The organism is Gordonia malaquae NBRC 108250 (genome assembly GCF_000344135.1).
Taxonomy (GTDB): domain Bacteria; phylum Actinomycetota; class Actinomycetes; order Mycobacteriales; family Mycobacteriaceae; genus Gordonia; species Gordonia malaquae.
In genome coordinates, this window is the sequence record NZ_BAOP01000016.1 from 63,308 (window position 1) to 86,625 (window position 23,318).

Here is a 23,318-nt window from a genome sequence, read left to right on the forward strand (position 1 = left end):
TGAACCGCTGCAGCCCACCGAGAACGAGGACCTCGCATTCGAGAGGTTCTCCGACTGGTGGGCTGCTCGCGGCATCGACATGTACCCGCACCAAGAGGACTCGCTCCTGGAGCTCGTATCGGGGAGCAACGTCATCCTGGCGACACCGACAGGTTCGGGCAAGTCGCTTGTAGCGTCCGGCGCGATCTACTTCGCCCGCTGCCGGGGACAGCGCGCCTACTACACCGCACCCATCAAAGCGCTGGTCAGCGAGAAGTTCTTCGACCTGTGCGAGCAGTTCGGCGCGGAGAACGTCGGGTTGGCAACCGGCGACGCCTCGGTCAACTCCGATGCGCCGATCGTGTGTGCGACCGCCGAGATCGTCGCCAACATCGCCCTGCGCGAAGGTCCCGACAGCGATATCGGCGTCCTGGTGGCCGATGAGTTCCACTACTACGGCGAGTCCGACCGTGGCTGGGCCTGGCAGGTGCCGTTGATCGAACTCCCCAACACCCAGTTCCTGCTGATGTCCGCGACGCTCGGCGACACATCGTTCTTCGTCGACGACCTCTCCAAGCGCACCGGTCGGGCCACCGTGCCCGTCACCGGCGTGGAGCGACCGGTGCCGCTGGAGCACCGGTACGCGATGACACCGATCCACGAGACCATCGAAGAACTCGTGTCCGCGGGCCGCGCACCGGTGTACGTCGTCCATTTCACCCAGCAGCAGGCGGTGGAACGCGGCCAGGCGCTGCTGTCGGCCAAGCTGTGCACCAAGGAGGAGAAGGCCGCGATAGTCGAGGCGATCGGCGATTTCGCCTTCAGCACCGGATTCGGCGGAACCCTCAGCAAGCTGCTGCGATCGGGCATCGGCGTGCACCACGCGGGCATGCTCCCCCGGTACCGTCGCCTCGTCGAACGCCTCGCGCAGGCGGGCCTCCTCAAAGTGGTCGCGGGCACCGACACCCTCGGTGTCGGGATCAACGTCCCGATCCGCACAGTGCTGTTCGCGGGCCTCACCAAGTACGACGGCAATCGCATTCGGCGTCTGCGCGCGCGCGAATTCCACCAGATCGCCGGTCGCGCAGGTCGAGCGGGCTACGACACCGTCGGATACGTCGTGGCCCAGGCGCCCGATCACGACGTCGAGAACGCTCGCGCTCTAGCCAAGGCGGGCGACGACCCGAAGAAACTCAAGAAGATGGTGCGCCGCAAGGCCCCGGAAGGCTTCGTGAGCTGGGGCGAGCAGACGTTCACGACGCTGATCGACGCCCCGGACGAAGAGATGCGCTCGCATTTCCGGATGACGACGGCGATGCTCATGGAGGTCATGGAACGCCCTGGCGACTGCTTTGCCGCGCTCCGCCATCTGCTCGAGGAGAACCACGAGCCGCGCACCCGGCAGTTGCGCCACATCAAGCACACCATCGCGCTGTACCGCGACCTGTGCGAGACGGGAATCGTCACGAAGCTCGACACCCCGGCCCCCGACGGCAAGAAGGTGGAGTTGTCCGTCGACCTGCCGGAGAACTTCGCGCTCACCAATCCGCTGTCGGCCTTCGCCGTCGCAGCGTTCGAACTCCTCGACAAGGACGCACCGACCTACGCTCTCGACGTCGTCTCAGTGGTCGAGAGCATTCTGGACGATCCGCGACCCGTGCTGATCGCCCAGCGCAAAGCGGCCCGCGATGCGGCGATAGCCGAGATGAAGGCCGACGGCATCGAGTACGAGGAACGGATGGAGCGCCTCGAGGAGATCTCGTGGCCGCAGCCGCTCGCCGAGGAGATCGGTTTTGCGTACGAGGTGTACCGACGGGGCCACCCGTGGCTCGCAGGCTCGACACCGTCGTGCAAATCGGTGCTTCGTCACATGCGCGAGCGGTCGATGACCTTCGCCGAGTTGATCTCGCAGTTCGGCCTCGCCCGCAGCGAAGGCGTGGTGCTGCGGTACCTCACCGACTGTTACCGAGCGTTGTCGAACGGCCTGCCGATGTCGGCGGTCACCGACGAGATCGAGGATCTCACCGACGAACTCGGTGCGCTCATCCGCGGAGTGGACTCCAGCCTGCTCGACGAGTGGGCCGAGCTCACCGGTTCGCAGGCCTGACCGGAACGGTGACGTCACCGCTCTGCGCGACGAGCTCGGTGATGTCGGCCGCCAACGCGCGGTACGCCTCGGCGCGACCCGACGACTGCCGGTAGACCAGACCGATCCGGCGGCCGGGCCGCGGCCGCGCGAACTCCGCGACGGCAAGAGCACCGGCGGCGGTCTCCACCGCGACAGACGTCTTCGGAATCAGCGTGACACCGAGTCCGCCTTCCACACACTGCACAGCGGTGGTGAGCGATGCGGCACGCGTCTGCTGGAGATCGGGCTGGACTCCTGCGTTCTGACACACGTCGAGCGCTTGGTCCCGCATGCAGTGCCCTTCGTCGAGCAGCAGCAACGGCAGGTCGGCGAGCAGTTGCGGTGACAGCCGTTTACGCCCCGCGAGCGGATGATCAGCGGGCAGCGCCAGCAGAAAGTCCTCGTCGTACATCGTCACCTCCCCCAACGTCGCGACGCCGGTCGGCAAGGCGAGCACCGCGGCGTCGAGCGTGCCGTCCCGCAGTTGCCCAAGCAGTCGGTCGGTCTGATCCTCGATCACCATCAGATCGAGGGACGGGCGTCTTGTCGCCAGGCCGCGCAGCACTCGCGGCAGGATGTACGGCGCGATCGTCGGGATGAATCCGAGGCGCAGCCTGCCCACCAGAGGATCGAGGTCGCCTGCCGCGTCGAGCAGGAAGTCGTCGACCGCATCGCATGCGGCGATGGCCGCGGGGAGCAGCCGAGCGCCCTCCGGAGTCAGCATCACGCGTCGAGTAGTGCGTTCCACCAGCTGGAGCCCGAGGCCTGCCTCGAGGCCTGCGAGAGCCTGCGACAGTGAGGGCTGGCTCACACCGAGATCCATTGCGGCCGTTCCGAAGTGGAGTTTCTTGGCGATGGCGACGAAGGCACGGAGTCCACCGATCGACGGCTGATAGCTTTGATTGCCCATGCCTATCAGTATAGTGCGTGTCATCACGTTTACTTTCTAACCGTTTGTGGGCAGACTGGATACGAGCCCGAGCGACGGTGACCCCGGCATGCTCGCGGCCGATCAATTCTCATCGCACCCCTTTCAACGAATTCAGGAGTACGTGTCATGGCATTGCTGACCATCGGCGACCAGTTCCCGGCCTACAACTTGACCGCAGTCATCGGCGGCGACCTCTCGAAGGTCGACGCGCAGCAGCCCGACGACTACTTCACCACCGTCACCTCGGACGACTACGCCGGCAAGTGGCGCGTCGTGTTCTTCTGGCCGAAGGACTTCACCTTCGTGTGCCCCACCGAGATCGCCGCCTTCGGCAAGCTCAACGACGAGTTCGCCGACCGCGACACCCAGGTGCTCGGCGCCTCGGTCGACAACGAGTTCGTCCACTTCCAGTGGCGTGCACAGCACGAGGACCTCAAGACCCTCCCCTTCCCGATGCTCTCGGACCTCAAGCGTGAGCTCGCCGAGGCCGCAGGCGTGCTGAACGCCGACGGTGTCGCAGACCGCGCCACCTTCATCGTCGACCCGAACAACGAGGTCCAGTTCGTCTCCGTGACCGCCGGCTCGGTCGGCCGCAACGTCGACGAGGTCCTCCGCGTCCTCGACGCCCTCCAGTCGGACGAACTGTGCGCCTGCAACTGGAAGAAGGGTGACCCCACCATCAACGCCGGCGAACTGATGACCGCCTGATGAGCATCGACAATCTGAAGAGCGCACTCCCCGAGTTCGCCAAAGACCTGAAGCTCAACCTCGGCTCGATCAGCCGCACCACCGTGCTGACCGAGGAGCAGTTGTGGGGAACCCTGCTGGCCACCGCCGCAGCCACCCGCAATGCGACCGTCCTGCGGGAATTCTCCGACGAGGCCGCCGACACCCTGTCCGCAGAGGCGTACAACGCGGCACTCGGCGCGGCGTCGATCATGGGCATGAACAACGTGTTCTACCGCGGTCGTGGATTCCTCGGTGGCAAGTACGACGACCTGCGCCCCGGACTGCGGATGAACATCATCGGCAACCCCGGTGTCGACAAGGCGACGTTCGAACTGTGGTCGTTGGCCGTCTCGGCGATCAATGGCTGCGAGCACTGCGTCGGCGCGCACGAGAACGTCGTCCGCGAAGCGGGCGTCGACCGTGAAGCCGTCCTCGAAGCGCTCAAGGTCGCGTCGATCGTCGCGGGCGTCGGCCAGGCCATCGGCATCGCCGAGACCCTCGCGTAGGTCCGCACTCAGCTGTACACACCGGTGCCCCGTCGATCAGTCGACGGGGCACCGGTGTTTGTCAGTCGCTGTCCCGGGCTGCCGCGCCATACCAGTCCGCCACGTCCTCAGCGCTCGCCCAGCGGGTGAACGTCAGCGACTGCGGCCATCCGTCGGGGACGTCCTGCCACTCCTCCTGCCTCCCGTACGGCAGAAGGTCGAGCAGCCCGAACACCGATGAGATCTGTTCGACGCCGCGGCTGAACGTCTGCCATTGATGGAACACTCGATCTCCGTCGCGGACGAAGGTGTTGAGGGCGAAGCCTCCACCCGCCGGCGCCCCGACTTCTGCGCCGAAGTCCGTCCCCGCACACGAATACCAGGGCATCCGGTTGCCCGTCGCCTCTGTGTAGGCGACGAGCTCGCCGATCGGTCCGTTGCTCACGATGACGAACCGTGCGTCGTAAGCGTCCAGCCCCTCCAGGCGGACGAACTGCGACGTGAATCCGGTGCACCCGGAGCACTGCCACTGCGCGCCGTCGGTCCACATGTGGTTGTAGACGACCAATTGAGTGCGCCCGGCGAAGACGTCGGCGAGAGTCACCGACGTGCCGTCCTCGCCGGTGAGCACGTACTCGGGGAGCTCGACGACCGGCATGCGCCTGCGTTGCGCCGCGATGGCGTCGAGCTCTCTGGTGGCGGCTTTCTCTCGCTCGCGTAGGCGCTCGGCGTCGATCTGCCACGCCTGTCGATCCACAACCGGCGGAATCGGATTCTGGTACATGCTTCCTCCAAGTGTCGCGGTGGTCGGCAGAATCCACGGTAAGCCCCGGAAGCGGACGCCTGTCGTCGAATGAGCGAACCCCTCCGCTCGCGATTCTCGCGTGCGAAGGGGTTCGTCTTCGTTCAGGTGGGCGACCGCCGTCAGGCGGCGGCCACCTCCTCGGTCCTGAATGAAATCATTGTCTGGACCACCTCCTTTCCCTTGACGAGGACGACGCTACGCCCGAGCCAGGAGGGACCGCAACGGGTTTTCTACAGTTCTTTCAGTGCCGCTGCGAAGCGGTCGGCGAGCTCGCCGACCTCCTCCGTCGTCATGACGAACGCAGGCGAGACCTGCAGCGCGCCCTGGCCTGCCGCACGGCCGCTCACACCGTGCTCGCGGAGCTTGCCGATGGCGGCCATCGCCTTGGCCGGATCGGCCAGCTGAACCGCGCTGACGGCGCCGAGACCCGTTCGAACCTCGGCGACCGAATCGAGCTCGGCGAGCGGCGACAGTGCCTGGGCGAGATCGGATTCGAGGCGGTTCGCGCCGTCGAGCAGATTCTCGCGCTCGATGATGTCCAAGTTCGCCAGTGCGGCCGCGGCCGACGCGTTGTGGCCTCCGTAGGTGTAACCGTGGCGGAACCACGTTCCGCCGGCGAAGAACGGCTCGGCCACGCGCGGCGACACGATGAGGGCGCCCATCGGAACGTAACCGCTGGTCAGCCCCTTCGCGGTAGTGATCATGTCGGGCTGCAGATCGAAACGCGCCGACGCGAACCATGCGCCGCCGCCGATGCGGCCGAAGCCGGTCACGACCTCGTCGACGATGAACAGGATGTCATGCTCGCGGCAGATGTCGCGCACTTCGGCGAGGTAGCCGTCCGGCGGCAGGTAGACGCCGCCCGCGCCGATGATCGGTTCGACGAAGAACGCCGCGATCTTGTCGGCGCCGATGCGCTCGATGAGGCCGAGCAGCGCCTTCGCGTCGTCCCAGTCGACGGTCTCGGTGTCGGGGATGATCTCGCCGTAGCCCTCGGCGTTGAGCGGAATGCCGGCCAGCGAGGTGCCCGCCGCGTGCATGCCGTGGTACGCCTTGGTGCGTCCGACGGCGATGGTCTTGCCGGGCTTGCCCTGCTCCACCCAGTAGCGACGGGCGAGCTTGTAAGCGCTGTCGACGGAATCGGAGCCACCGAGGGTGAACATGACCTTCGATCCCTCGACCGGGGCGATCGCGGCGACGCGGTCGGCCAATTCGATCGTCACATCGGACGCGAAGTCGCCGAAGTTCGAGTAGTGCGCGATCGTCGAGAGCTGCTTCGCAACCGCCTCGGCCACCTCTGTACGGCCGTGGCCGATGTTGGTGAACCAGAGGCCCGCCGTGGCGTCGAGGTACTCGTTGCCCTTGTCGTCGTAGATGCGCGTGCCGTCACCTCGGGTGACGACGAACGGACCGCTCGCCGTGACCGCGCCCATGTCTGCAAAACCGTGCCAGAGTGAACCCATGCGTCAAATATCGCACGAGGCGACCGATCGCCGCCCGTCGGTACCGTGAATCCCATGATCATCTGGGTCAACGGCGCATTCGGGTCCGGGAAGACGCACACTGTCCACGAATTGCATCGCAGGCACGGACGGGGTCACGTTGCAGACCCCGAGATACTCGGCTACGCGATGCACAAGATGCTGCCTGCGTCCGCACGCACGGACTTCCAAGACCTGCCTCAGTGGCGGACAGGCGTGGCCGACACGCTCGAGCGGTCGGCCGCCGTAAGCGACGAGCCGATTCTCGTGCCGATGACAATCGTCGACCCGCAGTACTTCGATGAGACGGTGGGGGAACTCCGCCGCCGCGGGGCAGACGTGCGGCACTACGCGCTCATCGCGAGTCGAGAGACACTCGAACACCGCCTGGCCTCACGGGTGTCGACGCTCGGCGCCCGCCTTCTCGGCCGGGACGAGACATGGGCTCACGCTCAGATCGACCGATGTCGGACTGCGCTCGCCGACGATTCTTTCGGTGTGCACATCGAAACCGACGATCTCACGCTCGACGAGGTCGTCGAGGTCATCGCAGCGGACGTCGGCCTGCCACTGACACGGAACCGGCTGTCACGCCCGGCCGCCGCAGTGCGTCGAGCCGAGGTCGCCGTACGGCACATTCGCTTCTGAGCTGTCCCCTCAGGCCTTCGACGCCTGCCCCTCGGCCAGTTCCGCTAGGCGATCGACAGACGCGGCGAGCTTGTCGACTGTCGTCGCCCTCGCACGCGCCTGCCGGGTGGTGTCGTGCAGTTCCGTCCAGTCGTACGTGTGCGTGACGACGGCTCCGTCGTCGGTCGGCGTCACCTCCCACCGCCAGAGGTGCCCGGGTCGCGGTGCGTCCACCGGAGACGGCTGCCATGCGACGAGCCGCCCCTCGCTGAACTCGACGACGTGATTGCGGCGCACGTCGCCGGTCGTGAGCACGGTGTCGAAGGTGTCGCCCACGGCGTGGATTCGCTGGCCTGACGCCGCACTCCGCAGATTGTCGTTGCCGTCCCATTCCGGTTGCCGTGTCGGATCGGCGATGAGGTCGAAGATCACCTCGGGTGGAGCGGACACGGTTCGCTGGGCGGAGATCACGCGTCGTGAGTCGTTCGTCATGACCAACACCTCACCAGTCGGGCGACGCCGTGGCAACGGTTCGACTCAGCGCGCACGTAGGATTGACGGATCATGTCGTCGATCCTGACCATCACTTATCCGCCCGAGCTGCCCGTCAGCGCCTGCCGCGAGGAGATCGCCGAAGCGATCCGCGATCACCAAGTCGTCGTGATCGCGGGTGAGACGGGATCGGGCAAGACCACTCAACTCCCGAAGATCTGTCTGGAGATGGGACGCACGTCCATCGGTCACACGCAGCCGCGGCGTATCGCCGCGACATCCGTGGCCCGACGGATCGCTGACGAACTGCAGACCGAGATCGGCGACGCGGTCGGCTACCAGGTCCGCTTCTCCGACAAGAGTTCGAAGAACACGCAGATCAAGGTGATGACCGACGGCATCCTGCTGCGCGAGATCACGACCGACCCGCTCCTGCGTCGCTACGACACGCTGATCATCGACGAGGCACACGAACGGAGCCTCAACATCGACTTCCTGCTCGGATACCTGAAGCAGCTCCTGCCGCGCAGGCCCGACTTGAAGCTCGTCATCACCTCGGCGACCATCGAGCCCGATCGATTCGCGAAACACTTCGCGGGACCGGACGACGCGGTCCCGATCATCGAGGTCTCCGGCCGTACGTATCCCGTCGAGGTGCGTTATCGACCTCTCGCGACCGACGACGAGGACCACGCCGACCTCGACCAGATCGCTGCGATCGAGGCTGCCGTTCGTGAACTGTGGTCCGGCGGCGACGGCGACATCCTGGTGTTCCTCCCGACCGAGCGGGACATCCGAGAAACCGCGGACACTCTCGGCCGGCGACCCGACGTCGAGGTCGTCCCGCTCTACGCCCGACTCTCGGTCGCCGAGCAGAACAAGGTGTTCAGCCCTTCTGACGGCCGTCGCATCGTGCTGGCGACGAACGTCGCCGAGACGTCGCTGACCGTGCCGGGCATCCGCTACGTCATCGACTCGGGCACCGCGCGCATCTCCAGGTACTCGACGCGAACCAAGGTCACGCGGCTTCCCGTGGAGAAAGTGTCGCAGGCCAGCGCACGCCAGCGCGCGGGGCGCTGCGGGCGCGTCGCACCCGGCGTGTGCATCCGCCTGTACGGCGAGGACGACTTCGACGCACGCCCGGAGTACACCGACCCGGAGATCCTCCGCAGCAACCTCGCCGCCGTGATCCTGTCGATGCTGGCACTGAAACTCGGCGACATCGCCGATTTCCCGTTCGTGCAGCCGCCCGAATCCCGTGCGATCCGAGACGGCATGGCCCTGCTGTCCGAGCTCGGCGCCGTCACCGACACCGATTCCGCTTCGGCACGACTGACCAAGGTGGGACGGACGCTGGCACGACTCCCGGTCGACCCGCGACTCGGCCGCATGCTCGTGGCCGGTCACGAGAACGGCTGCCTCGACCACGTCCTGGTGATCGCCGCGGCGCTCGCGCTGCCCGACGTCCGCGAGTTCCCATCCGACAAACGCGACGCCGCCACCGCCGCGCACAAGAAGCACGCGGTCCCCGGATCGGAGTTCCTCGGCCAAGTCCAGTTGTGGTCGTACCTGCAGGAGCAGCGCTCCGCGCTCTCGAGCAATCAGTTCCGACGACAGTGCGAACGTGAGTTCATCCACTTCCTGCGCGTCCGCGAATGGATCGACCTGCATCGCCAACTGACCCGCACAGTGCGCGACCTCGACTGGCACATTCCGACGACTGAGGTCGATGCGACGGCGATCCACACGTCCCTGCTCACCGGCCTGCTCACGAACATCGGCGCCCGACAGGGCGACACACGCGAGTTCCTGGGCACCCGCGGCACCAAGTTCGCGATCTTCCCCGGATCATTCCTGTCATCGAAGCCGCCCGCATTCGTGATGGCCGCCGATCTCATGGAGACCTCCCGACTGTTCGCACACACGGTCGCGGCCATCAACCCGGAATGGGTCGAGTCGGCCGCGGGCGACCTCGTGACCCGCACATACAGCGAACCGCACTGGTCCACCCGCCGAGCCGCGGTGATGGCCTACGAGCGCGTGAGCCTGTACGGGGTGCCGCTCGTCGTGCAGCGTCGAGTGCATTACGGGCCGATCGACCCGAAGACGTCGCGCGAGATCTTCATAACCGAGGCTCTCGTCGCCGGAAAGTGGCGCAGCAGGCATGCGTTCGTCCGCCACAACGCCGAGATCATCTCCAGCGCAGAGGATCTCGAACACCGCGCTCGTCGCCGCGACCTCGGTCTCTCCGACGCCGAACTCTTCGACTTCTACGACGCCCGCGTCCCACCGAACGTCGTGTCCGCGCGGCACTTCGACTCATGGTGGAAGAAGGCGGGCCGGGCCGATCCGACACTGCTGAACCTCTCGGTCGACATGCTCGGGTCCGACGACGGTCCGTCTGCGGCCGATTTCCCGGAGGCCTGGCAGCAGGGCGAGACCCGCCTCGAGTTGCGGTACAACTTCTCACCCGGCGCACCGGACGACGGTGTCACCGTTGTGATTCCGCGTGCGCTGCTGTCCCACGTCCACGACGGCGGTTTCGACTGGTTGGTGCCGGGCATGCGCAGTGAACTCGCGACAGCGCTGATCAAGTCCCTTCCCAAGGGCTTGCGCAAGTCTATGTCACCCGCGCAGAGATATGCCGATCTCGCCCTCGACCAGCTCACGCCTCGCTCCGAGGCATTGGTTCCGGCGCTCGCGCGAGAGCTCTCGTCGATCACTCGCATGTCGCTCGGTCCGCGCGATTTCCGACCGGACACTCTGCCCGACCACCTGCGGATGCACTTCGCCGTCGTCGACGACACGAAGGGCGCCGTCATCGCTCGGGGCGACCGCCTCGGCGACCTCCGCTCGCAGTTCGGCCCGACCACCGCGAGTCCCACCGCCGACGCCGCCGTCCACACCGCCTGGGCCTCCGACGGCATCGGGACGCTGGACGACAGTCGCGTGCAGACGCTCGCAGGCCAGCAGGTGACGCGGTACCCGACCCTCGTCGTGGTCCCCGGCCGGGGCGTTCGGGTCACCACCGTCCCGAGCCCGGTGGCGCGCGACGCCGGGATCACAGCAGGCGTGCGTGAACTGCTGACACTGGCCATCGCTCCGCCGAGCCGGAAACTCGCTTCGTCGTTGCCGCCCGCACGCAGGCTTGCGCTCAGTCAGAGCCCCTACCGGGACGTCGACGCACTGCTCGCCGACTGCACGCGTCGAGCCGTCACCGACGTCCTCGCACGCGAGAACACACTCGGCGACCTCCGTGGCCCCTCCGACTTCGCGGCCGTGTCTGAGCGGATCACACCGACCGTGCGCTCACTGGCGCCCGAGTACTTCGACCTCGCGGTCGCGGCGCTCGCCGAATACTCCGAACTCAGGCGCACCATCGATTCGCGCACGGGTTCGCTCGCCGCCGACGACGTCGCCGATCAGGCGGCCAATCTTGTGTTCGACGGCTTCGTCGCCGTCACTCCTGGCGCGGCGCTGCGGTCGCTGCCGCGCTACCTGACGGCTGCGCGACTCCGCCTGGAATCGCTCCCGGGGTCGGCAGCCCGCGACAACCAGGGCATGCTCGTCGTCGACCGGGTGATCGCGGCATGGAATCAGCGGCTGGCGCAGGTCCCGGAGGCTCGACAGGACGCGTTGAACGATCTGGTCCAGTGGCAGTTGGAGGAACTCCGGGTGAGCCTGTTCGCGCAGCAGTTGGGGACTGCGGGCCCAATATCTGAGAAGCGAGTGCTCAAGGCGATCGCTCAGTTCTGAGGAGTCAAACGCGCTCGCGGAGCTCGTTGATCTCCTTCTGGAAGTCGTCCGCCGATTCGAACGACTTGTAGACGGAGGCGAACCGCAGGTAGGCGACCTCGTCGAGGTCGCGGAGCGGACGCAGGATCGCCAGTCCGACCTCATTGCTCGGTATCTCGGCCGAGCCGAGACCACGTACGGTGTCTTCCACCTGCGAGGCGAGCTTGGCGAGCGCGTCTTCGTCGACGCTGCGGCCTTGACACGCCCGACGGACGCCCTTCATGACCTTCTCGCGGCTGAACGGTTCGGTGACCCCGTTGCGCTTCACGACGGACAGCACCGCTGCCTCCACCGTGCTGAAGCGTCGACCACACTCTGCGCATGATCGACGGCGGCGGATCGCCAGGCCGTCATCGGCAACTCGGGAGTCCACCACTCGTGTGTCGTCGTTCTTGCAGAACGGGCAGCGCATCCCCCGATGATAACGTCCAGCTCGAGGCGGTCAGTACGCGGGAGCAACCAGGGACTGACTCACCCGCAGACCCGACGTGTCCAGACCGTTCATCGCACGCAACTGAGCAACCACCCCCGCCGCGGGCAGATCAGGTGCGATCCGGTGAGCGACGTCCGTCAGCGACTCTCCGGACCGGACATGGACCACCTGGGTGGCCGCCGGAACGTCGGGCGTCGCCGCATCCTGGTACGACCCTCCGATGATCGCGAGGATCCACACCACGCCGGCCAGCACCGCACCGAGAAGCAGCGAGCCGACGACTCGACGACGACGGAACACGGCCTCGGTGTTCGAACGGTTCGTCGCCGGCGAGGCCACGGTCGATCGGGACGCCCGACTGGGCCGGAGGACCGCCCGATCGCGGGCCTCCCACTGCGCCTGCGGCTCATGCTTGAGCGAGTCGACGCCTGCCGATCGTCGTCGTCCTCGCCCTGTCGGGCGGCACACATCGCCGTCCACGCGCGGACTCGAATGATCGACGCGCCGCGTGTCAACGACCGGAATATCGCAGGTCATAGCGGAGATGCGTGCACGCTCGGGTGAGCGGTCCGCGCGAGCGGCGGGGCGGGTGATCAGTGCTTGACTCATCGGAGCCTCCTGTTCGATCAACTGTTCGAAGAACCTTTGTTCGATAGTTAACACCATGGGTCCGACAAAGTCAGCAACACGTCGAACAATTGTTTGAAATCTGTGGTCCAGTCGACTAACGTCGAGGTCAGTTCACATGCGATGTTCGAATGGAAAGGACCGACGATGGCGGACAATCCCGATCCCCTGCTCTCGACCTCCACCCTGGAGGCGTCGCTGACTCAGCGTCAGCGTGAAGTGCTCGAGGTGATCCGGAAGTCGGTCCGGGAGCGCGGCTACCCGCCGAGCATCCGCGAGATCGGCGAAGCCGTCGGCCTCACGTCGACATCGTCGGTGGCGCATCAACTCCGGACACTCGAGCGCCGCGGTCTCCTCAAGCGCGATCCGCATCGTCCGCGCGCGGTGAACGTCCGAGACGACAATCGCACGCCTCCCGCCGACGACTCGTCGGAGTCGCTGCCGACGCCGACCTTCGTGCCGGTGCTCGGCCGCATCGCCGCCGGCGGCCCGATTCTCGCCGAACAGGCTGTCGAAGAAGTGTTCCCGATGCCCAAGGAACTTGTCGGCGACGGCTCGCTGTTCATGCTTCGCGTGGTCGGCGAGTCGATGATCGACGCCGCCATCTGCGACGGCGACTGGGTGGTCGTCCGTCAGCAGAACGTCGCCGAGAACGGCGACATCGTCGCGGCGATGATCGACGGCGAGGCCACGGTGAAGACGTTCAAGCGTAAGGACGGCCACGTGTGGCTGCTCCCCCACAACGAGCATTTCGAGCCGATCCCCGGCGACGACGCCGCGATTCTCGGCAAGGTCGTCACGGTGATGCGTCGTATCTGACGCATCACCGCTGGTGGTCGGCGCCGGTCCTCAGGCGCCGACCACGGCACGCGCGGCATCGCGCGCGCCGGATGCGCTGGTCGCCGCGAGCGCTGCGGTCGCGGCGTCACGGCACTGCTGCAACGTCACGCCGCCGAGCTTGAGTCCCACCGCGGGCGACGCCGCCGGGGCGGACGACAACGATCGCACGCCGAGCCCGACGAGTACGCAGGCCAGCAGGGGATCAGCCGCAGCCTCGCCGCAGACGCCGACCGACTTGGAGTGCTTCTCTCCTGCCCGTCCGATCATCTCGATGAGTGCGAGAACAGCAGGCTGCCATGGATCGGTGAGCGACGCGAGTTCAGGCGACATGCGGTCGGCGGCCATCGTGTATTGCGTCAGATCATTCGTCCCGACCGACACGAAATCGACTTCGGCAAGGATCTTGTCGGCAAGTATCGCCGCCGACGGCACCTCGATCATGACGCCGGGAACCATGCCCCGACCACGCACCTGACCGGCGAACTCGCGAGCCTCGTCGACCGTCGCGATCATCGGCGCCATCACCCACGGAACCGCCCCGGCCCCTTTCGCCGCGGCGGCGAGTGCATCGAGTTGCCCGTTGCGGATCTCCGGGTACGTCGCGACTATCCGGTTCCCACGCACACCCATCGCCGGATTCGGCTCGTCGGTGTTCGCGACGAACTTCAGCGGCTTGTCCGAGCCCGCGTCAAGGGTTCGGATCACCACCTTCTGACCGTCGAATGCATCGATGACCTCGCGGTACAGCGCCGTCTGCTCCTCGAGCGTCGGTTCGGTCGCACGGTCGAGGAATGCGAGCTCGGTCCGAAACAGGCCGACACCCTGCACGGGCGCGTCTGCCGCGGCCCGCGCCGACACGCCGTCGGCCACGTTCGCGAGAATGAGGACCGGCTCTCCGTCGGCCGTTGCACCGGGACCCCGCCACGCGGCGATTTTCTCCGCCGTGTCGCGCGCCGCGACGATCGCGGCCGAGATCAAGTCCTCATCAGGGTCGATACCGATGGTTCCGGTGCCGCCGTCGACGTAACCGTGCGCGCCGGTCGGGATGTCGTCGAGGTCGGCCGCGGCGACGATGCACGGGATGCCCAGTTGGCGGGCGATGATCGCCGTGTGACTGCTCGGTCCGCCGAGCCGCATCGCCAATCCGACAACCACCGCCGGATCGAGTCCGGCGGTGTCCGCAGGCGCCAGATCGTCGGCGCACAGGATTGACGGCACCTCGGGCGTCGGGATCCCCGGCTCCGGAAGGCCCAGGAGTTCGGCGATCACCCGGTCGCGGACATCGCGCAGGTCGGTCACTCGCTCCGCCATCAGGCCACCGAGTTTGGTGAACATCTCGACGAACTGTTCAGTGGCCGCGGCGGCGGCGGCCGGCGCCGGGCTGCCCGCGGCGATGAGCTTGGACGCCGCGCCGATCCACCCGCGATCGCGAGCGAGACCCGCTGTGGCAGTGAGGACTTCAGCGGAGACGCCGGTGCTGTGCGATGCCCGTTCGGAGAGGCGTGCGGCCACCACTGTCGCGGCATCGACAAAACGTGCGGCCTCGGACTCGCGCTCGGTGTCGGCCACGGGCGCGGCCGATGCGTCGTACGTCGGCCGCTCACCGATGCGGATGATCGGGCCGTATGCGAGCCCGCCGACCACCGGAGTCCCGGTCACGACGGAACTGGCGGCGAACGGGTTGTCGGCGGATTGCACGGGCGCGGCATCGATCTGGCTCATGTGAGAGAGATTACAAGAAGTCCTTGACGCACCCGACGATACGGGAGTAAACAAAGATGGAATCCAAGCAAACGAAGATGCATCAACACACAAGTGCTCAGCTGACCAGGAGTCGTCACATGTACGCCGAAGAACGCCAACAGGCGATCGCGAACGAAGTCCGCCAACGCGGCCGCGTGTCCGTCGCCGAGCTGGCTGAACGATTCGCAGTCACCGGCGAGACCGTCCGGCGCGACCTCGCGGTCCTGCAGCGTTCCGGCAGCCTGATGCGTGTGCACGGCGGAGCAGTGCGACTCGACGTCGCCGCCGTCGTCGACGAACCGGACCTCCCGTCGAGGGAGGCCGCGCGTCAGTCCGAGAAGGCCGCGATAGGCGTCGCGGCGCAGCGCTTCCTGCCCGCCACCGGTGGTTCGGTCCTCTTCGACGCCGGGAGCACCACATACCAGGCCGCGACTGCGGTGAGTGGTGACGCACGCCTGCAATTGGTCACCAACAGCGTGCCGATCGCGTCGTCGCTCACCGGATTGTCACGGTCGACGGTGCTGCTGATCGGAGGCAGACTCCGACCGAAGACGCAGGCTGCGGTCGGCGCCGATGCCGTCGAGGCATTCGCGCGACTTCATGTGAGCGTCGGGTTCATCGGCACAAACGGGCTCACCGCCGATCACGGCCTGTCCACTCCAGACTCCGACGAAGCCGCGACCAAACGGGCGATGATCGCCTGCTGCGACCGCGTGGTGGTGCTGGCCGACTCGTCGAAGATGAACCGCCAGGAACTCGTCGGCTTCTCCGGCCTGGAGGACGTCGACGTCCTCGTCACCGACGCCGGCATCGACCCGGCTCTCGTCACCGCACTGACCGAACACGACATCGAGGTGGTCGTCGCATGATTCTGACAGTCACAGCCAATCCGAGCATCGACCGGACGGTTCAACTGGACGGGCCGTTGACACCCGGCGGCGTCCACCGACCGGTCGGCGTTGTCGACCAGCCGGGCGGGAAGGGCGTGAACGTGGCCCGAGTCGTCGATGCCGCAGGGCTTCCGACGATGGCTGTGGCGCCTGCGCACGCGGGCGACTCGTTCGTCCATCACCTCGAACGAGCAGGCCTGCCGCACAGCGCGATCGACGTGGCCGGAGACGTCCGGGTGAACCTGACGATCGCCGACCCCGACGGCGTCACCACCAAGATCAATGCACCCGGCGCGAAGCTCGACGCCGCCGAGGCGCAATCCCTGATGACGGCCATCGTCGAGCATGCAGCCCACGCGGACTGGTTGGCGCTCTGCGGCTCACTCCCGCCCGGTCTGCCCGCAACCTGGTACGCCGACGTCATCGGCGCGCTTCGCGGCGTCGGCGTGCACATCGCGGTCGACACCTCAGGCGCTCCTCTGCGTCACGTGGCGGCTGCGGGCCCGGATCTGATGAAGCCGAACTCTGAGGAACTTGCGGAACTGACCGGCGCGGATCCCGTCGCACTCGAGTCCGCCGCGGCCGACGGCGATCCTTCGGAGGCGGCGCGCGCATCCATCGCACTCGCCGAATCCACCCGTGGAGCGGTGCTCACCACTCTCGGCGGCGCGGGCGCCGTGCTTGCGGTCGGAGGCGAAGCCTGGTTCGCCTCGGCGCCCGAGGTGCGGGTCCGGAGCACCGTCGGGGCAGGCGACGCCTCCCTCGCCGGCTATCTGATCGCCGACCACGCCGGCGCCGACCCGGCCGATCGCCTCGCGCGGGCTGTCGCATACGGCTCCGCCGCCGCGTCACTGCCCGGCACCACCCCACCGACCCCAGACCTGCTCGACCACGCACGCATCACCGTCACCCGCCTGTAGACCCCCTCCCCGCCCCACAGCAAGGTAGAAGACAATGTCCGATCCCATCATCGCTCCATCGCTGGTGCTGCTCGACGCCGACGCGGGCGCCGACACCGAGGCTGTAGTCCGCACCCTCGCGGCGCTCGTCGGTGACGCCGGCCGCTCCGCAGACCCGTCCGATCTCATCGCTGGTGCGCTCGCCCGCGAGGCGAGCTCCCCGACCGGATTGCCGGGCGGCATCGCGATCCCCCACGCTCGCGCGGAATCGGTCACCTCCGCGACTCTCGCGATGGCCCGACTGTCCCGCCCCGTCGACTTCGGAGCGAAGGACGGACCGGCGGACATCGTCTTCTTGATCGCTGCGCCCGCCGGCGCGGGCAGTGAGCACATGAAGGTGCTCAGCGCCCTCGCACGCGCTCTGGTCCGCCCGGAGTTCGTCCAGAGCCTGCGCGACGCACCCGACGACACCACGATCGTAGAGCTCGTCACCGACGCCGTCACTCCGAAACCGGCCGCTCCGGCACCTGCTCCAGAACCCGCTTCCGAGCCGACGGGCAAGACGTCGATTCTCGCGATCACAGCCTGCCCCACCGGCATCGCCCACACCTACATGGCCGCGGACGCCCTCAAACTCGCCGCCGAACGGGCCGACGTCGATTTCGCCGTCGAGACGCAGGGATCCAGCGGGACCACACCGTTCACCGCGGCCCAACTGTCCGCTGCAGACGCGGTGATCTTCGCGACCGACGTCGGTGTGAAGGGCCGCGAGCGGTTCGCCGGCAAACCGGTGATCGAGTCCGGCGTCAAGCGCGCGATCAACGAACCCGACACCATGATCGGCGAAGCGGTGGCAGCGTCCACCGACCCGCACGCACGTCGCGTCGCGGCCGGTGACGGCGCCGACGCCACGAGTGAGACGAACGACGGCGGCATCGGCGTCGGCGGACGCCTGAAGCAGGCGCTGCTGACCGGCGTCAGCTACATGATCCCCTTCGTCGCGGCAGGCGGTCTGCTCATCGCTCTCGGATTCCTGATCGCCGGATACGAGATCGGAAACTCACACGGCGACTCGGGCCTGTCGAACGGCGCGTACGTCGCGCTCAACAACACCCTCTGGGACCTGCCTTCGGGAGGGCTCGCCGAGTACATCGGCGGTGTCAGCTTCGCGGTGGGCGGTGCCGCGATGGGCCTGATGGTCGCCGTCCTCGCCGGCTACATCTCGTACGCGATCGCCGATCGGCCAGGCCTGGCGCCCGGTTTCACCGCCGGTGTCATCGCCGTCACGGTCGGCTCCGGATTCATCGGCGGCGTCGTCGGAGGTCTGATCGCGGGTGTCGTCGCGCTGTGGCTCTCGAAGCTTCCACTCCCGCAGTGGGCTCGTGGACTGCAGCCGGTGGTGATCATTCCGCTGCTCGGCACGCTGATCACCGGCGCGATCATGTACATGCTGCTCGCCGGTCCCCTGTCGTGGGTGAACACTTCGCTCGAGGACGCTCTCAACTCGATGTCGGGCAGTTCCAAGGTGATCCTCGGCATCGTCATCGGCCTGATGATGTGCTTCGACCTCGGTGGCCCGGTGAACAAGGCCGCATACGCGGTGGGCGTGGCCGGTCTCGCCGCCGCCGACGCCGGCGCAGGCCAGTGGCAGTTCATGGCGGCAGTGATGGCCGCGGGCATGGTCCCGCCGCTGGCCCTGGCGCTCGCGACCACGCTCCGACCGAGTCTGTTCACCGAACCCGAGCGGGAGAACGGCAAGGCGGCGTGGCTGCTCGGCGCGTCATTCATCTCCGAAGGCGCCATCCCGTTCGCCGCGGCCGACCCGTTGCGCGTGATTCCGTCGATGATGCTCGGCGGCGCCGTCACCGGCGGCCTGTCGATGGCGCTCGGCGCCGAACTGCGTGCTCCGCACGGCGGCGTCTTCGTGCTCTTCGCGATGAACGGAACGTGGTGGAAGTTCCTGATCGCTATCCTCGTTGGCATGGTTGTCTCCGCGTTCGCGGTGATCGCCGCCAAGCAGATCAAGCCACGCGCCACCGACGACGCAGCGGACACCGCTCCCGCCGCCGCCACCGCCTGACTCCGACTCCGCTTGACCCTGAAGTAAAACAATCCGAAAGGCGCACCACATGCCCAGCACCACCGTGACCGTCGGCTCCGCAGTCGGTCTCCACGCTCGCCCGGCGACTCTGATCGCAGAAGCCGCGGCCGCCCTCGGCTCGTCGGTCACCCTCGCCGCAGACGGTGGCGACCCGGTCGACGCTGGCAGTGCACTGATGATCATGACGCTCGGCGCCGAGAAGGGCGCGACGATCACCGTCGAGAGTGACGACCAGGCCGCCGTGGACACCATCGCGGCTCTGGTCGCGAAGGACCTCGACGCCGAATAGAGCCTCTCTTTCGACACCAACGCCGAAGGCGCCCGCATCCGTGCGGGCGCCTTCTCTGTTCCTAAACGATCAGGTCGGCGAACTCTCCGGCGAGCGCGGACGGCATGCGCACGTGCAGACGAGTGCCGTCGGCGTTGTGCTCGGTCGACAGCACATGCGCGTACTGGTGGAGCCGCGAGATCACCTCGCCCCGGGCGAACGGGACCTGGAGGTCTGCTTCGACGTCGTCACGCTGAACGAACGCGGTGATGCGGTCGAACAGGCCGGGCAGCCCTTCGCCCGTGCGCGCCGACACGAAGACCGCGTCGGGGAACTCCGCACGCAGGGTGGTCATGCGCACATCGTCGATCGCGTCGATCTTGTTGATCACCAACATCTCCGGCGGCGGAGGAAGCTTCTCCTCCTCAAGCACTTCGCGGAGCACCTGACGGACCGTGGAGATCTGCAGATCCGGGAAGGGATCGGCGCCGTCGACGACGTGGATCAGCAGATCAGCGTCGACCGCCTCTTCGAGCGTCGACCGGAACGCTTCGACGAGCTGAGTCGGCAGGTGTCGGACGAAGCCGACGGTGTCGGTGAAGACCACTTCGTGGCCGTCGGCGAGTTCCGCGCGGCGGGTCGTCGGGTCGAGAGTGGCGAACAGCGCGTCCTGCACCAGCACGCCGGCCCCGGTCATGGCGTTGACCAGGCTCGACTTGCCCGCATTCGTGTAGCCGACCACGGTGAGCGCGGGAACGGTGCCCCGACGGCGGGCCGCGCGTTTCACGGTGCGCGCGGTCTTCATGCCGCGGATCTCCTTGCGGAGCTTGGCCATTCGTTCACGAATCCGGCGGCGGTCGGTCTCGATCTTGGTCTCACCGGGCCCGCGGAGGCCGACGCCTCCGTTGCTGCCGGCACGACCGCCGGCTTGGCGGGACATCGACTCGCCCCAGCCGCGCAGACGCGGGAGCATGTACTCCATTTGGGCGAGGGACACCTGCGCCTTGCCCTCGCGCGACGTGGCGTGCTGGGCGAAGATGTCGAGGATCAGGGCCGTGCGGTCGATCACCTTGACCTTGACGACCTTTTCGAGCGCGGTCAGCTGAGCGGGAGTCAGCTCGCCGTCGCAGACGACGGTGTCGGCGCCGGTGGCGAGGACGACCTCGCGGACCTCCTGTGCCTTGCCGGACCCGAGGTACGTCGCCGGGTCGGGTTTGGACCGCCGTTGGAACAGGGCTTCGAGAACCTCGGAGCCCGCGGTCTCGGCAAGTGCAGCGAGTTCGGCGAGGCTGGCTTCGGCCTGCGCGAGTGTGCCGGACGTCCAGACGCCGACGAGCACGACGCGCTCGAGTCGGAGCTGGCGGTACTCGACCTCGGTGACGTCGTCGAGTTCGGTGGACAGTCCGACGACACGTTGCAGTGACGCGCGATCGTCGAGCGCGAGTTCACCGGTGGTGGGATGTTCGGGGGTGTCGATGTGAGTTTCAGTCATTCTGTGCACCATTGTGCCCGGTGAGGCAGGGACGATGCACGTGAGTTTCCCGGCCGGGCCGTCTAGAGGACCGCCCAGCCGGGATTGAGCTCGCCGCGGGCCACAAGCCGGGACGGTCCACGGAGGACGGCAGCGCCGTCGGCGACGGTCACCACGACGTCACCGCCGGGAATCGTGATGCCAACGACTCCGGCGTCGCGCCCGATCCCGTGGAGCGCGGCGCTCGCCGCCGCGACGAGGCCGGTGCCGCACGATCGTGTCTCCCCCACGCCCCGCTCGAACACCCGCATGTGCGCGGTGAAGTCGACGTCGGATTCTGATGGTGCGAGCGGCGTCAGGATCTCCACATTGGCGCCGTTCGGAAACACGTCGGCATCGAGCTGCGCTCCGGTCGTCAAATCCAACGCAGCGAGTGAGTCGACGGTGAGGCCCTCGACGACACACGCCAGGTGCGGATTGCCGACGTCGACTCGCTCACCGATGTAACGGCCTCGGGCGATCCCGACCGCGCTCGGTCCGTCGAGTCGCACATGGCCCATCGCGACACTCACATCGGCGTCGACAGCGTCGAAGCGGTGGACCACCACCGGCCGAGACCCGGCCCGCGAACCGACGGGGAACGTGTCCGAGTCGACGAGCCCGGCCGCCCGACAGTAATGGGCGAACACGCGGACCCCGTTGCCGCACATCTCGGCGATCGATCCGTCGGCGTTGCGGTAGTCCATGAACCAGTCGTCGGCAGCGACACCGTCCGGCAGTGCGTCGATCACGCCTGCACCGACGAGTGCACCGGCGGTGGCCACGCGCAGCACTCCGTCGGCGCCGATGCCTCGCTGCCGGTCGCACAGTGCGCTCACCAGCTCGGTCGTCAGATCGACGGAGACCGTCGGGTCCGGGATCACCACGAAGTCGTTCTGGGTTCCATGGCCTTTGACGAACGAGAGTGCGGGCGCGGCAGTCATGCAGGCGATTTTACCTGTCGAGCGCCCGGAGGGCTTCGGCGAACAGTGTCGGCGACGCCGCATCAAGCCAGATCGCGCGGTGATCGCGCCGGAACCAGGACCGCTGTCTGCGGACGTAGCGGCGAGTGCCGATGAACGTCAGCTCCTGTGCCGTGTCCAGATCGTACTCGCCGTCGAGGTGAGCGAGCATCTGTGCGTACCCGATCGCCTGCGATGCGGTCTTCCCGTCGCGCAGGCCCCGCTCACACAGTGCGACGACCTCGTCGCGGAAGCCCGACGCGAACATCTGGGCCGTCCGCTCCTCGATCCGCGCGTCGAGCACGTCCCGCTCGCGGTCGATCGCCAGGATTCTTGTGCCCCAACGCGGTTCCCCGATGGTCGGCGCGGAGGCCGCGAACGGCCGGCCGGTGATCTCGACGACTTCGAGCGCCCGCACGATCCGTCTGCCGTCCGTGTCGAGGATCGTCGACGCCGCAGCGGGGTCGACCTCGCCGAGGCGCGCGTGCAGTGCGAGTGGCCCGATGCGGTCGAGCTCCGCCTCGTACCGAGCTCTCACCTGCGCATCGGTGGCGGGAAACTCCCAGTCGTCGAGCAGTCCCTGCACGTACATCATCGATCCGCCGACGATGACCGGCGTGACGTCGTCCGCCAACAGCCGCTCGATCACCACGGTCGCCGCAACCTTGTACCCCGCGACCGTCGCCGTCTCGGTGACGTCGAGTACGTCGAACAGGTGATGAGGTATGCCGCGACGCTCGTCGACCGGCGGCTTCGCGGTCCCGATGTCCATCCCACGGTATTGAGCCATCGCGTCGACGTTGACGATCTGCCCGCCGAACCGCTCGGCGAGGTCGAGGGCCAGTGCCGACTTCCCGCTGGCCGTCGGCCCGACGATCGCGATCGGGGCGATCACCGGGGAGTCCATGTGGCGACCGTGTACCCGACACCGAGCGGCGCATCCGCGTACCGGAGCTCTGACGTCATCTCGTGTCCTCGCGCCAACGCCGCGAGGACCTGCAGAGCGACTCGCCCACCCACGCCGTCGGCCTCGCACGCCGCGGGATCAAGAGCGGCCAACGCCTCCAGATCGACCGAAGCGATCGCGTCGTCGACGGTTCGCTGCAGCGCGTGCGCAGATGGGCGGTCACCACCGCCCGGTGCCGACGGCGTCAACGCGGTGGCGCCGTCGGCGACGACCAACACGCCGACCGGGATCGGGTAGTCGCCGATACTCGCGGCGAGGTCGAACCCGGCCGACGCAGCCTCCTGCGGCGTCCACGACGGATCCACCACAAGCGGCCGGATGGACGCTGCCGGCGACGTCTGACCGCGCAGCCATGCGGCGATCAGCATCGACAGTGGAGACCGCTCGTCGTCGCCTCCGGCCCGGAGCGTCACCGGAACGTCGACGCCGTAGGACGAGAAACGCCTGTTCGGACCGTCGGCGCCGATCGCCACCCACCTCTCCGCCGCGGTGCCGAGACTCTCCGCGGCCGCCAGTGCAGCTGCGCGGACGTCGATCACCTCGGGCGCATCCGGACCGGACAATTCGGGGAGCAGAACCGGAGCACTCGGGACGATCGCAACCTGGGCAAGCACGGGACCGACCGT

At 67.4% G+C, this 23,318-nt stretch carries 21 protein-coding genes; 10 read left to right on the forward strand and 11 right to left on the reverse strand.

What is annotated here, in order from left to right; genetic code table 11:
* The first annotated feature begins 79 nt into the window (after positions 1 to 79).
* Positions 80 to 2,086: a DEAD/DEAH box helicase gene (locus GM1_RS12210; protein ID WP_008379251.1), complete on the forward strand. Its 2,007-nt coding sequence runs from the start codon at positions 80 to 82 to the stop codon at positions 2,084 to 2,086.
* Here GM1_RS12210 and GM1_RS12215 read toward each other — a convergent pair.
* A complete protein-coding gene (locus GM1_RS12215; protein WP_008379252.1) occupies positions 2,067 to 3,017 on the reverse strand; it encodes a hydrogen peroxide-inducible genes activator in 951 nt (316 codons plus the stop codon). The genes GM1_RS12210 and GM1_RS12215 overlap by 20 nt on opposite strands.
* A 147-nt stretch (positions 3,018 to 3,164) precedes the next feature.
* On the opposite strand from GM1_RS12215, the gene GM1_RS12220 reads away from it, so the two are divergent.
* Both GM1_RS12220 and ahpD read left to right on the forward strand, forming a co-directional pair.
* Positions 3,165 to 3,746 carry a peroxiredoxin gene (locus tag GM1_RS12220; RefSeq protein WP_008379253.1) on the forward strand — a complete coding sequence of 194 codons (582 nt, stop codon included), beginning with the start codon at positions 3,165 to 3,167 and terminating at the stop codon, positions 3,744 to 3,746.
* Positions 3,746 to 4,273, forward strand: a complete 528-nt coding sequence (ahpD, locus tag GM1_RS12225) for an alkylhydroperoxidase, AhpD family (RefSeq protein WP_008379254.1) — start codon at positions 3,746 to 3,748, stop codon at positions 4,271 to 4,273. Before GM1_RS12220 ends, ahpD begins: the two co-directional genes overlap by 1 nt.
* 61 nt (positions 4,274 to 4,334) lie before the next feature.
* Here ahpD and GM1_RS12230 read toward each other — a convergent pair whose 3' ends face one another.
* Both GM1_RS12230 and GM1_RS12235 read right to left on the reverse strand, forming a co-directional pair.
* Entirely contained in the window at positions 4,335 to 5,036 is a 702-nt protein-coding gene (locus GM1_RS12230; RefSeq protein ID WP_008379255.1) for a DUF899 family protein, read from the reverse strand.
* A gap of 251 nt (positions 5,037 to 5,287) precedes the next feature.
* Positions 5,288 to 6,520, reverse strand: a complete 1,233-nt coding sequence (locus GM1_RS12235) for an aminotransferase family protein (protein WP_008379256.1) — start codon at positions 6,518 to 6,520, stop codon at positions 5,288 to 5,290.
* Positions 6,521 to 6,574: 54 nt separating this feature from the next.
* On the opposite strand from GM1_RS12235, the gene GM1_RS12240 reads away from it, so the two are divergent.
* Positions 6,575 to 7,186 carry an AAA family ATPase gene (locus GM1_RS12240; RefSeq protein ID WP_008379257.1) on the forward strand — a complete coding sequence of 204 codons (612 nt, stop codon included), beginning with the start codon at positions 6,575 to 6,577 and terminating at the stop codon, positions 7,184 to 7,186.
* A gap of 9 nt (positions 7,187 to 7,195) precedes the next feature.
* On the opposite strand, the gene GM1_RS12245 is transcribed toward GM1_RS12240, so the two are convergent.
* Positions 7,196 to 7,657: an SRPBCC family protein gene (locus GM1_RS12245; protein ID WP_008379258.1), complete on the reverse strand. Its 462-nt coding sequence runs from the start codon at positions 7,655 to 7,657 to the stop codon at positions 7,196 to 7,198.
* Positions 7,658 to 7,729: 72 nt separating this feature from the next.
* Between GM1_RS12245 and hrpA the strand changes: the two genes are divergently transcribed.
* Positions 7,730 to 11,413 carry an ATP-dependent RNA helicase HrpA gene (gene hrpA / locus GM1_RS12250; protein WP_008379259.1) on the forward strand — a complete coding sequence of 1,228 codons (3,684 nt, stop codon included), beginning with the start codon at positions 7,730 to 7,732 and terminating at the stop codon, positions 11,411 to 11,413.
* A gap of 4 nt (positions 11,414 to 11,417) precedes the next feature.
* Here the strand turns inward: hrpA and nrdR are convergent, their stop codons facing one another.
* On the reverse strand, positions 11,418 to 11,864 hold the full coding sequence (gene nrdR / locus GM1_RS12255) for a transcriptional regulator NrdR (RefSeq protein ID WP_008379260.1): 447 nt from the start codon (positions 11,862 to 11,864) through the stop codon (positions 11,418 to 11,420).
* Between the two features lie 30 nt (positions 11,865 to 11,894).
* Positions 11,895 to 12,494 carry a LysM peptidoglycan-binding domain-containing protein gene (locus GM1_RS22925; RefSeq protein ID WP_008379261.1) on the reverse strand — a complete coding sequence of 200 codons (600 nt, stop codon included), beginning with the start codon at positions 12,492 to 12,494 and terminating at the stop codon, positions 11,895 to 11,897.
* A gap of 165 nt (positions 12,495 to 12,659) precedes the next feature.
* Between GM1_RS22925 and lexA the strand changes: the two genes are divergently transcribed.
* Entirely contained in the window at positions 12,660 to 13,331 is a 672-nt protein-coding gene (lexA, locus tag GM1_RS12265) for a transcriptional repressor LexA (protein ID WP_008379262.1), read from the forward strand.
* A 30-nt stretch (positions 13,332 to 13,361) separates the two neighbouring features.
* Here lexA and GM1_RS12270 read toward each other — a convergent pair whose 3' ends face one another.
* Positions 13,362 to 15,074: a phosphoenolpyruvate--protein phosphotransferase gene (locus tag GM1_RS12270; RefSeq protein ID WP_008379263.1), complete on the reverse strand. Its 1,713-nt coding sequence runs from the start codon at positions 15,072 to 15,074 to the stop codon at positions 13,362 to 13,364.
* Positions 15,075 to 15,193: 119 nt separating this feature from the next.
* Between GM1_RS12270 and GM1_RS12275 the strand changes: the two genes are divergently transcribed.
* From GM1_RS12275 to GM1_RS12290, 4 genes are read left to right on the forward strand one after another with little or no spacing between them, the layout of a single operon-like run.
* Entirely contained in the window at positions 15,194 to 15,964 is a 771-nt protein-coding gene (locus GM1_RS12275) for a DeoR/GlpR family DNA-binding transcription regulator (RefSeq protein ID WP_008379264.1), read from the forward strand.
* A complete protein-coding gene (locus GM1_RS12280) occupies positions 15,961 to 16,905 on the forward strand; it encodes a 1-phosphofructokinase family hexose kinase (RefSeq protein WP_008379265.1) in 945 nt (314 codons plus the stop codon). The genes GM1_RS12275 and GM1_RS12280 overlap by 4 nt, the downstream gene beginning before the upstream one ends.
* A gap of 34 nt (positions 16,906 to 16,939) precedes the next feature.
* The gene (locus GM1_RS12285) at positions 16,940 to 18,964 is read left to right on the forward strand and encodes a PTS fructose transporter subunit IIABC (protein WP_008379266.1); all 2,025 of its coding nucleotides are present in this window, start codon (positions 16,940 to 16,942) and stop codon (positions 18,962 to 18,964) included.
* Between the two features lie 49 nt (positions 18,965 to 19,013).
* Positions 19,014 to 19,274, forward strand: a complete 261-nt coding sequence (locus GM1_RS12290; RefSeq protein WP_008379267.1) for an HPr family phosphocarrier protein — start codon at positions 19,014 to 19,016, stop codon at positions 19,272 to 19,274.
* Between the two features lie 61 nt (positions 19,275 to 19,335).
* Here GM1_RS12290 and hflX read toward each other — a convergent pair whose 3' ends face one another.
* From hflX to GM1_RS12310, 4 genes are all read right to left on the reverse strand, one after another.
* Positions 19,336 to 20,745 carry a GTPase HflX gene (gene hflX, locus GM1_RS12295; RefSeq protein WP_008379268.1) on the reverse strand — a complete coding sequence of 470 codons (1,410 nt, stop codon included), beginning with the start codon at positions 20,743 to 20,745 and terminating at the stop codon, positions 19,336 to 19,338.
* 62 nt (positions 20,746 to 20,807) lie between these two features.
* Positions 20,808 to 21,707 (reverse strand): diaminopimelate epimerase, encoded by a 900-nt coding sequence (dapF, locus tag GM1_RS12300; protein ID WP_008379269.1) that lies wholly within the window; start codon positions 21,705 to 21,707, stop codon positions 20,808 to 20,810.
* A gap of 10 nt (positions 21,708 to 21,717) precedes the next feature.
* Positions 21,718 to 22,632: a tRNA (adenosine(37)-N6)-dimethylallyltransferase MiaA gene (gene miaA, locus GM1_RS12305; RefSeq protein ID WP_008379270.1), complete on the reverse strand. Its 915-nt coding sequence runs from the start codon at positions 22,630 to 22,632 to the stop codon at positions 21,718 to 21,720.
* Complete coding sequence (locus GM1_RS12310; protein ID WP_008379271.1) at positions 22,617 to 23,306, reverse strand: class III extradiol ring-cleavage dioxygenase family protein; 690 nt, start codon at positions 23,304 to 23,306, stop codon at positions 22,617 to 22,619. Before GM1_RS12310 ends, miaA begins: the two co-directional genes overlap by 16 nt.
* Positions 23,307 to 23,318: the final 12 nt, after the last annotated feature.

Excerpts from the sequence above, each read along its gene's own strand:
- GM1_RS12210 (WP_008379251.1), top strand. The coding sequence starts at position 80 with ATGTACCCGCACCAAGAGGACTCGCTCCTGGAGCTCGTATCGGGGAGC.
- GM1_RS12215 (WP_008379252.1), bottom strand. The coding sequence starts at position 3,017 with ATGGGCAATCAAAGCTATCAGCCGTCGATCGGTGGACTCCGTGCCTTC.
- GM1_RS12220 (WP_008379253.1), top strand. The coding sequence starts at position 3,165 with ATGGCATTGCTGACCATCGGCGACCAGTTCCCGGCCTACAACTTGACC.
- ahpD (WP_008379254.1), top strand. The coding sequence starts at position 3,746 with ATGAGCATCGACAATCTGAAGAGCGCACTCCCCGAGTTCGCCAAAGAC.
- GM1_RS12230 (WP_008379255.1), bottom strand. The coding sequence starts at position 5,036 with ATGTACCAGAATCCGATTCCGCCGGTTGTGGATCGACAGGCGTGGCAG.
- GM1_RS12235 (WP_008379256.1), bottom strand. The coding sequence starts at position 6,520 with ATGGGTTCACTCTGGCACGGTTTTGCAGACATGGGCGCGGTCACGGCG.
- GM1_RS12240 (WP_008379257.1), top strand. The coding sequence starts at position 6,575 with ATGATCATCTGGGTCAACGGCGCATTCGGGTCCGGGAAGACGCACACT.
- GM1_RS12245 (WP_008379258.1), bottom strand. The coding sequence starts at position 7,657 with ATGACGAACGACTCACGACGCGTGATCTCCGCCCAGCGAACCGTGTCC.
- hrpA (WP_008379259.1), top strand. The coding sequence starts at position 7,730 with ATGTCGTCGATCCTGACCATCACTTATCCGCCCGAGCTGCCCGTCAGC.
- nrdR (WP_008379260.1), bottom strand. The coding sequence starts at position 11,864 with ATGCGCTGCCCGTTCTGCAAGAACGACGACACACGAGTGGTGGACTCC.
- GM1_RS22925 (WP_008379261.1), bottom strand. The coding sequence starts at position 12,494 with ATGAGTCAAGCACTGATCACCCGCCCCGCCGCTCGCGCGGACCGCTCA.
- lexA (WP_008379262.1), top strand. The coding sequence starts at position 12,660 with ATGGCGGACAATCCCGATCCCCTGCTCTCGACCTCCACCCTGGAGGCG.
- GM1_RS12270 (WP_008379263.1), bottom strand. The coding sequence starts at position 15,074 with ATGAGCCAGATCGATGCCGCGCCCGTGCAATCCGCCGACAACCCGTTC.
- GM1_RS12275 (WP_008379264.1), top strand. The coding sequence starts at position 15,194 with ATGTACGCCGAAGAACGCCAACAGGCGATCGCGAACGAAGTCCGCCAA.
- GM1_RS12280 (WP_008379265.1), top strand. The coding sequence starts at position 15,961 with ATGATTCTGACAGTCACAGCCAATCCGAGCATCGACCGGACGGTTCAA.
- GM1_RS12285 (WP_008379266.1), top strand. The coding sequence starts at position 16,940 with ATGTCCGATCCCATCATCGCTCCATCGCTGGTGCTGCTCGACGCCGAC.
- GM1_RS12290 (WP_008379267.1), top strand. The coding sequence starts at position 19,014 with ATGCCCAGCACCACCGTGACCGTCGGCTCCGCAGTCGGTCTCCACGCT.
- hflX (WP_008379268.1), bottom strand. The coding sequence starts at position 20,745 with ATGACTGAAACTCACATCGACACCCCCGAACATCCCACCACCGGTGAA.
- dapF (WP_008379269.1), bottom strand. The coding sequence starts at position 21,707 with ATGACTGCCGCGCCCGCACTCTCGTTCGTCAAAGGCCATGGAACCCAG.
- miaA (WP_008379270.1), bottom strand. The coding sequence starts at position 22,632 with ATGGACTCCCCGGTGATCGCCCCGATCGCGATCGTCGGGCCGACGGCC.